The following is a 7643-nucleotide window of genomic DNA, read 5'->3' as shown; positions in this document are numbered from 1 at the left end:
CGCCGCACGGATTCGTCCGTCAGGAAAGGGTGGGGTTCGGCCGCAGTGGAGCGTGTCTCGGGCGGCAGGCTTGGCGACGGGTTGGTCAGGTTGACCTCGATCCGTTCCACCAGCGTCCCGAATGCGGAAACGGGTGTGCCCATTCCGGCCTCGGCCATGGAACTGATTACATCCGGTGCGAGTTGCAGGTTCCATGCGTAGTCGAATTCGCCTGTCTCAAGCACGGCACGTCCGGCTGCTGTTGCGTCACCGCCACCTTTGAAGGTCACCGTCGCAAAGGCCGGTTTGTTCGGGTCGCGGTAGTAGGGGTTGGCTTCGAGCTGGATCACGTCATTGGTGCGGAAATCCGTGACCACAAAAGGGCCGGTGCCGATCGGGCCAAAGTTGGCATCCGTGCATTCGGGCGCACGTGCACCAAGACAGTCGGCAAACTGCGCCGCCTGAATGATCGGTGACTGACCGCCGACCATCGGGCCATAGGGGTTCGGCTGTGGTGCGCCGAAGGTGATCTTGACTGTCAGATCGTCCAAAGCTTCGACATCGGTGACGCCGTTATATTTGGACAGCTGTGCGCAACCGCCTTCGGGGTGCATGCAGTAATCCGCCGTGAATACCGCGTCGGCTGATGTGACCGGCGTGCCGTCAGACCACAAAAGGCCCTCTTTCAGCTTCCATGTGATCGAAGTCAGGTCCTCGGATACGCCGCCGTTGGCGACTGTCGGGATTTCTTCGGCCAGAAACGGCACCAGTGCGCCGGTTTCATTGTAACGGGCCAGTGGTTCGATAATGATTGACGAGGCTTCGACGTCCTTGGTGCCGCCCGACAGGAACGGATTGAGGATTGATGGCGCCTGCCAATAGATGATGTTGAGCTGGCCATCGCGACCGCGTTCGCCTTCATGCGCATCAGCATATGCCAATTGCGCAACGGCAACCGTCCCGACAGCGCCCATCAGGGCTGTTCTGAGGTTCATGTTGTCTTCTCCTTGTTGGTGCTGTGTTTTAACTCTTGACCTGTCGTTGCGTCGGCAGTGTCGTTTGACTAGTTATAAAGATGGCAGGCCGTGAACCGGCCGGGACGTACTTCGCGATAGGCGGGCTCTACATCCTTGCAGATATCCATGACGGACGGGCAGCGTGTGCAGAAGTTGCAGCCCTTGGGTGGATTGGACGGAGAGGGGACATCGCCCTTGAGGATGATACGCTCGTTCCTGCGCGCAAGGCTGGGGTCCGGCTCTGGCACCGCAGAAAGAAGCGCCTTGGTATAGGGGTGCAGAGGATCGGCATAAAGGTGTTCGCGCGAGGCCAGTTCAACCACTTTGCCCAGATACATCACGGCGACGCGGGTGGCGATGTGGCGGACCATCGACAGGTCATGGCTGATGAACAGATAGGTCAGACCAAATTGTTCCTGAAGGTCTTCGAGCAGGTTCACCACCTGCGCCTGAATGGATACATCAAGCGCCGCAATAGGTTCATCGCAAACGATGAACTTGGGGTTCAACACCAATGCGCGCGCAATCCCGATCCGCTGGCGCTGCCCGCCCGAGAAAGCATGTGGATAGCGTTTGGCAAACTTGCGGTTCAACCCGACCGCATCCATCAATTCACCTACCTTTTCACGCTTTTCCGCGTCGTTCAGCTTGGTGTGTTCGTCCAGCGGTTCCTTGATGATGTCCTCGACCGTCATGCGCGGATTGAGCGATGCCTGCGGGTCCTGAAACACCATCTGCATAGTCGGGCGCATCTCGCGCAATTTCGACTGCGGGGTCGTACCGATTTCCCTGTCATCAATCTGGATCGATCCGGATGTGATATCGTAAAGCCGCAATATCGCGCGGCCACATGTGGACTTGCCGCAACCGCTTTCGCCGACCAATCCAAGCGTTTCGCCCTCGAATACATCGAAACTGACACCATCGACGGCCTTCACCTCGCCCACGCGACGGCGCAGCAGGCCGGCATAGATGGGAAAATGCATCTTCAGGTCCCGCACACTGACCAGTGGTTTCCGACCGGCGTCAAACATCGCGCGGGGCTCCTGTGCGGGCGTCGAAGAAACAGGCGGTGTCATGGCCATTTCCCACATCATAGCGCGGCGGGTTTTCGCGGGCGCAGCGGTCGAACGCCACATCGCAGCGGTCGCGGAAGGTGCAGGCATTCGGCGCACCGGTCATGATCGGCGGCTGACCCTCAATGATGGTCAGTCGCGGGGCGCGTTCGCCGTGAATGGTCGGGATCGTTTTCAGCAGTGCGCGGGTGTAGGGGTGTTGCGGGTTTGAAAACAACTCGTTTACCGGTGCGTGTTCGACAACCTGGCCACCGTACATGACAATAACACGGTCTGCGATGCCCGCAATGACACCCAGATCATGCGTGATCCAGATCACGGCCATGCCCAGCTTGTCACGCAGGTCTTTCATCAGTTCAAGGATTTGTGCCTGAATGGTGACGTCCAGCGCTGTCGTCGGTTCGTCAGCGATCAGAACTTGCGGATCACACGCCAGCGCAATCGCGATCATCACGCGCTGGCGCATACCGCCGGAAAACTGGTGTGGATAATCCGATAGCCGTTGTTTGGCGTCAGGAATACCAACCAATTCGAGCAACTCTTGAGAGCGGAGGGCAGCCTGTTTCTTGCTCATCCCCATATGCTTGCGCAGGGGTTCCATGATCTGAAACCCGACGTTGTAAACCGGGTTGAGCGATGTCATCGGATCCTGAAACACGAAACCGATCTTGCACCCGCGCACGGATCGCAGCGTCTCGGGCGAGACATGCAGCAGGTCCTTGCCATCGAACTGCACCGATCCACGGCGCACTTCGGCAGGCGGGGAAGGCAGCAACCCCAGCAGCGACATCATCGTGACGGACTTGCCGGAACCGCTCTCGCCCACAACGCCCAGCAATTCGCCGGGGCGGAGCGAGAAGCTCACATCATTGACGGCGTGGACTTCGCCACCACGTGTTTGGAAAACTGTCTTGAGGTCCCGGACATCCAGGACGGGCAGCGCCCCTTCGGGCATATGTGAACCTCCCAGATGGTTCGGTGTCATTTTTTCTTTTGCGCGCCGGTATTTTTGAATCCGGTCGCGATTATCCATAACGGTATCATCAAATTCTGATCCCGCAAGCTGTTTCCGGTTTGCAGAGGGGCTTTGAACAGGTCACACTCTGACTGCCCGTGCTTTGCAGGATTTGTCGCGAAAACGGGCTGAGCTTTGAAAGGACCGCAATGACCCTGACTGCCAGAGACCTGATGGATCGCTTGGTCGGCTTTCCAACAGTCAGTCGTGATAGCAATCTTGAACTGATTGATTTTGTTGATGATTACTTGAAAGGGTTTGGCGTCGAATCTACCCGCGTCCCCAATGATGATGGCACGAAGGCGGCACTTTATGCCAATATCGGACCACAGATCGATGGCGGTGTCGTTTTGTCGGGGCACACCGATGTCGTCCCTGTGGATGGACAGGCTTGGGACACGGACCCGTTCACGGTGACCGAGCGGCAAGGCAAACTTTACGGGCGTGGCACCTGCGATATGAAAGGCTTTGATGCTTTGGCGTTGTCTGCCGTCCCGCTGGCGCTGGAACGCGGCATCAAGCGGCCCCTTCAAATCGCTTTGAGCTATGACGAAGAAGTCGGCTGCACCGGCGCGCCGCCGATGATCGATCATATGATCGCAATGGGTCTGCCCCGCGCCGATACCGTGATTGTGGGGGAACCGTCGATGATGAGGGTCGTCACCGGACATAAGGGCGGGATCGGCTACAAGATGCATTTTCGCGGGTTCGAGGTGCATTCCTCGCTTGCACCTACGGGCGTCAGCGCGGTCATGATGGCGGCCAAGCTGATCAACTGGGCCAACGAGGTGAACGCCGAAAATGCGGCCCGAATACCCGGCGAACTGGCCGCAGATTTTTTTCCGCCCTACACGACACTGCATGTGGGCACGATCAACGGCGGTACCGCGCATAACATCACGGCCAAGGACTGCTACTTTGGTTTCGATTTCCGGATTGTGCCGGGCGAAGACATCGCTGAATGGCAGGTTCGTTTCCTTACCAAGGTGTCCGAACTGGAAGCCGAGATGCAGTCGGTGCGCCCGGAGGCCGGGATCACTGCCGAACAGTATTTTTACGTGCCGGGTCTTGTGCCGGAACCCGATGGCAAGGCCGAGGCCTTGGTCCGCAGGCTGACCGGCGAAAACGCCAACAATGTGGTCAGCTACGGCACAGAGGCCGGTCAATTTCAGGAGCGCGGCTACTCGGCCGTGATCTGCGGGCCCGGCGATATCGCACAGGCACACCAGCCGAACGAATTCATTACCATTGACCAGTTCCAGCAAGGCGAGGCATTTATCGCACGACTGGTGGATATGCTTGCCGACTGAGTCACCTTCACAAACACCGCAACGGAGAACCACAAAATGCCTGTCAAGAACCGCTTTGCCGAATTGCTTCCTGAAATTACCGCTTGGCGGCACGATCTGCATGAAAATCCTGAAATCCTGTTCGAGACGCATCGCACCTCGGCGATTGTCGCGGAAAAACTCAGGGAATTCGGCTGTGACGAAATCGTCACGGGCATTGGACGCACCGGCGTCGTTGGGGTGATCAAGGGCAAGTCGGACACATCAGGCAAGGTCATCGGCCTGCGTGCTGATATGGATGCGCTGCCAATGCAGGAACACACGGACCTGCCCTACAAATCCAAGGTCGACGGCGCGATGCATGCCTGCGGGCATGACGGACACACAGCGATGCTGCTGGGTGCCGCGAAATACCTGTCCGAAACGCGCAACTTCGACGGCACAGTCGTCCTGATATTTCAGCCTGCCGAAGAAGGCGGAGGAGGCGGCAAGGAGATGTGCGACGATGGCATGATGGACCGCTGGGGGATTCAGGAAGTCTACGGCATGCACAACTGGCCTGGCCTGCCGGTGGGCGAATTCGCGATCCGGCCCGGCGCTTTCTTCGCGTCTGCCGATCAGTTCGAAATGGTGATCGAAGGCAAAGGTGGCCATGCCGCCAAGCCACACCTCGCGATCGACACAACCGTGGTCGCCAGTCATGTGGTCATCGCTCTGCAAACCATTGCTTCGCGTATCGTCAGCCCCGTTGAACAGGTCGTCGTGTCGGTCACCAGTTTCGAAACATCCTCCAAGGCGCACAACGTGATCCCCCAGACAGTGCACCTGCGCGGCACCGTCCGCGCGCTGTCCGATGAAACCCGCGATCTGGCAGAGAAATCCCTGATCGATATTGCGCAAGGAACGGCCGCCGCCTTTGGCGCAACCGCCACCATCAACTACAAGCGCGGTTATCCGGTCATGGTCAACAGCGTGGCGCAAACCGAATTTGCCGCAGAGGTCGCCACGTCTATCGCAGGAAAATGCGGATTTGCCGATTACACGATGGGCGGAGAGGACTTTGCCTTCATGCTTCAGGAACGCCCCGGTGCCTACATCTTTGTGGGCAACGGTGAGGGTGCCGATGTGCATCACCCGAAATATGTGTTCAGTGATGAAGCAATGCCTGCGGGCTGTTCTTGGTGGGCCGAGATCGTGGAACAGCGGATGCCGGCAACCTGATGTGGGAAGACCGTTACCGCGCGAGTGATGACTATCTTTTCGGAACTGCTCCTGCCGCCATTCTGCCCGACAACCCGTGGCTTGTGAGGCAGGGTGCCAGCGCCCTTTGCGTGGCTGACGGGGAAGGGCGCAACAGCGTCTATCTGGCAATGCAAGGCATGCAGGTGACATCCTTTGATCCGTCACCGACAGCCGTCAAGCGCGCGCAGCACCTTGCGCGCGATGCAGGTGTCGTGGTCAACACCCATGTGGCCGACTGGGACGGATGGGACTGGACGCAGCAATACGATATGGTTGCGGGGATTTTCATCCAGTTTGCAGGCCCCGATTTTCGGGAGCGCCAGTTTGCAGACATGCAGTCGGCGTTGCGACCGGGTGGCAGAATCCTTTTGCACGGGTACCGGCCAGAACAGGTCGGGCGCGGCACAGGCGGCCCGCCTAACGTTGAAAACATGTATACAGAGGCACTTTTGCGCGATGCCTTTGCCGGATGGACGATAGAGCGGTGTTGCGCCTATGAAAAAGACCAGCGTGCAGGCAGCGGCCATGTGGGGCAGGCGGCCCTGATCGATTTCGTGGCGCGCAAACCGTAAGGTGGGTCAAGACCCGCCTTACCTTATCCGCCCGTATGCGACATATGGCGCCTGACCTGCCCGTCGACCTGCTGGCGCGAATAGTCGAAATCATGGCCCTTGGGCTTCAATGCAATCGCCGCGCGGATTGCGCTTTCGAGGTCTGCATCCGCCTCTGATGCGCGCAGCGGCGCACGCAGGTCGGAGTGTCCTTCCTGTCCCAGACAGGTGTAAATTTCGCCCGTGCAGGTGATCCGCACGCGGTTGCAGCTTTCGCAGAAATTATGGCTGAGCGGGGTGATGAAACCGATCTTCTGGCCGGTCTTTTCAACCCGGACATAGCGCGCAGGCCCGCCCGTTTTTTCGGGCAGATCGGTCAATTCAGAGCGTTCTGCAAGACGCGCACGCAAATCCTTGAGCGACCAGTATTGGCCAAAGCGGTCCTCGTTGCCAAGATCGCCCATCGGCATGACCTCGATGAAGGTCAGGTCCATATCACGCGCAGCACACCAGTCGGTCAGTGCCTCAAGCTCGTCTTCGTTGAAGCCTTTCAGCGCAACCGTGTTGATCTTGACCCGCAACCCGGCTTTTTGCGCGGCATCGATCCCGCGGATCACCTGCGGCAGGCGGCCCCAGCGGGTAATTTCGGCAAATTTCACCTCGTCCAGCGTATCAAGCGAGATATTCACGCGGCGTACACCGGCGGCAAAAAGGTCATCCGCAAATTTTTCAAGCTGGCTGCCGTTTGTGGTGAGCGTAAGTTCGCGTAGAGCGCCGGTTTCCAGATGCCGCGACATGCTCCGGAAGAATGTCATGATATCGCGGCGCACCAAGGGTTCGCCTCCGGTGATCCGCAACTTGCGTACGCCAAGACGCACAAAGGCCGAACACATGCGATCCAGTTCCTCCAGCGTCAAAAGCTCTTTCTTGGGCAGAAAAGTCATATTTTCCGACATGCAGTAAACACAGCGGAAATCACAGCGGTCCGTCACGGAGACGCGCAGATATTCGATGGTGCGGGCGAACGGGTCGATCAATGGCTGGGTCATAAACCTAACCTAAGTGCGGGCGGAGGACTGCGCAAGCGCCATCGGCCCCGTTGCGCGGGTCGCATCCGCGACATACTGTGACCGTATGAGAATGATCTTGATCCTGCCCGCTTTGGTGCTTTCCGGTTGCGCGTCGCCCTCTTTGCAGGGGTTCTTTGGCGCGGAGCCCGCAGCAGCCATGCCCGCGCCGACGCTGGACCCGACCCCGCCGCCAAAGCCGCCGGTGACGGCAGTTACGGCCGCGCAGTTCGATACCACAAGTGACGCCGACCGCGCAGCAGCGGTTGCCGCTACGGAACCAGCCGTCGCACGTGCGCTGGGCACCACGATCGCCTCGCTGGGGTCACCGGCAGAGCCGGGCATCTGGTTGAAAACACCCTTGGTGACAAAGTTGACCGCAGGCCGCGTTACTCATCAGGGCAGGAC

The 7643-nt window shown here is 58.9% G+C and carries 8 protein-coding genes; 4 read left to right on the top strand and 4 right to left on the bottom strand.

All coding sequences use genetic code 11. The annotated features are described in order from the left end of the window. The 3 genes from R6T97_RS09150 to R6T97_RS09140 all read right to left on the bottom strand — a co-directional run. Positions 1-974, bottom strand: a 974-nt coding sequence (locus tag R6T97_RS09150) for a peptide ABC transporter substrate-binding protein (protein ID WP_410348986.1), incomplete at its 3' end; no start/stop codon positions are given. A 68-nt stretch (positions 975-1042) separates the two neighbouring features. After that, positions 1043-2029, bottom strand: a complete 987-nt coding sequence (locus tag R6T97_RS09145; RefSeq protein ID WP_410348988.1) for an ABC transporter ATP-binding protein — start codon at positions 2027-2029, stop codon at positions 1043-1045. After that, positions 2022-3026, bottom strand: a complete 1005-nt coding sequence (locus tag R6T97_RS09140; RefSeq protein ID WP_410348987.1) for an ABC transporter ATP-binding protein — start codon at positions 3024-3026, stop codon at positions 2022-2024. Before R6T97_RS09140 ends, R6T97_RS09145 begins: the two co-directional genes overlap by 8 nt. Before the next feature lie 209 nt (positions 3027-3235). Here R6T97_RS09140 and argE point away from each other — a divergent pair, with 209 nt between their 5' ends. From argE to R6T97_RS09125, 3 genes are read left to right on the top strand one after another with little or no spacing between them, the layout of a single operon-like run. Beyond that, the gene (argE, locus tag R6T97_RS09135; RefSeq protein WP_410348985.1) at positions 3236-4396 is read left to right on the top strand and encodes an acetylornithine deacetylase; all 1161 of its coding nucleotides are present in this window, start codon (positions 3236-3238) and stop codon (positions 4394-4396) included. 36 nt (positions 4397-4432) lie between these two features. Next, positions 4433-5596 carry a M20 aminoacylase family protein gene (locus R6T97_RS09130; protein WP_410348984.1) on the top strand — a complete coding sequence of 388 codons (1164 nt, stop codon included), beginning with the start codon at positions 4433-4435 and terminating at the stop codon, positions 5594-5596. Next, positions 5596-6189 carry an SAM-dependent methyltransferase gene (locus R6T97_RS09125; RefSeq protein ID WP_410348983.1) on the top strand — a complete coding sequence of 198 codons (594 nt, stop codon included), beginning with the start codon at positions 5596-5598 and terminating at the stop codon, positions 6187-6189. Before R6T97_RS09130 ends, R6T97_RS09125 begins: the two co-directional genes overlap by 1 nt. A 23-nt stretch (positions 6190-6212) precedes the next feature. Here the strand turns inward: R6T97_RS09125 and moaA are convergent, their stop codons facing one another. Next, on the bottom strand, positions 6213-7217 hold the full coding sequence (gene moaA, locus R6T97_RS09120) for a GTP 3',8-cyclase MoaA (RefSeq protein WP_410348982.1): 1005 nt from the start codon (positions 7215-7217) through the stop codon (positions 6213-6215). Between the two features lie 85 nt (positions 7218-7302). Between moaA and R6T97_RS09115 the strand changes: the two genes are divergently transcribed. Beyond that, on the top strand, positions 7303-7643 hold a 341-nt coding region (locus R6T97_RS09115; protein WP_410348981.1), incomplete at its 3' end, for a D-galactarate dehydratase.

The organism is Yoonia sp., assembly GCF_046498525.1.
In the GTDB taxonomy this organism is placed as follows: Bacteria; Pseudomonadota; Alphaproteobacteria; order Rhodobacterales; family Rhodobacteraceae; genus Yoonia.
This window is presented reverse-complemented; position numbering and strand designations above follow the sequence as displayed.

Excerpts from the sequence above, each read along its gene's own strand:
- R6T97_RS09145 (WP_410348988.1), bottom strand. The coding sequence starts at position 2,029 with ATGTTTGACGCCGGTCGGAAACCACTGGTCAGTGTGCGGGACCTGAAG.
- R6T97_RS09140 (WP_410348987.1), bottom strand. The coding sequence starts at position 3,026 with ATGCCCGAAGGGGCGCTGCCCGTCCTGGATGTCCGGGACCTCAAGACA.
- argE (WP_410348985.1), top strand. The coding sequence starts at position 3,236 with ATGACCCTGACTGCCAGAGACCTGATGGATCGCTTGGTCGGCTTTCCA.
- R6T97_RS09130 (WP_410348984.1), top strand. The coding sequence starts at position 4,433 with ATGCCTGTCAAGAACCGCTTTGCCGAATTGCTTCCTGAAATTACCGCT.
- R6T97_RS09125 (WP_410348983.1), top strand. The coding sequence starts at position 5,596 with ATGTGGGAAGACCGTTACCGCGCGAGTGATGACTATCTTTTCGGAACT.
- moaA (WP_410348982.1), bottom strand. The coding sequence starts at position 7,217 with ATGACCCAGCCATTGATCGACCCGTTCGCCCGCACCATCGAATATCTG.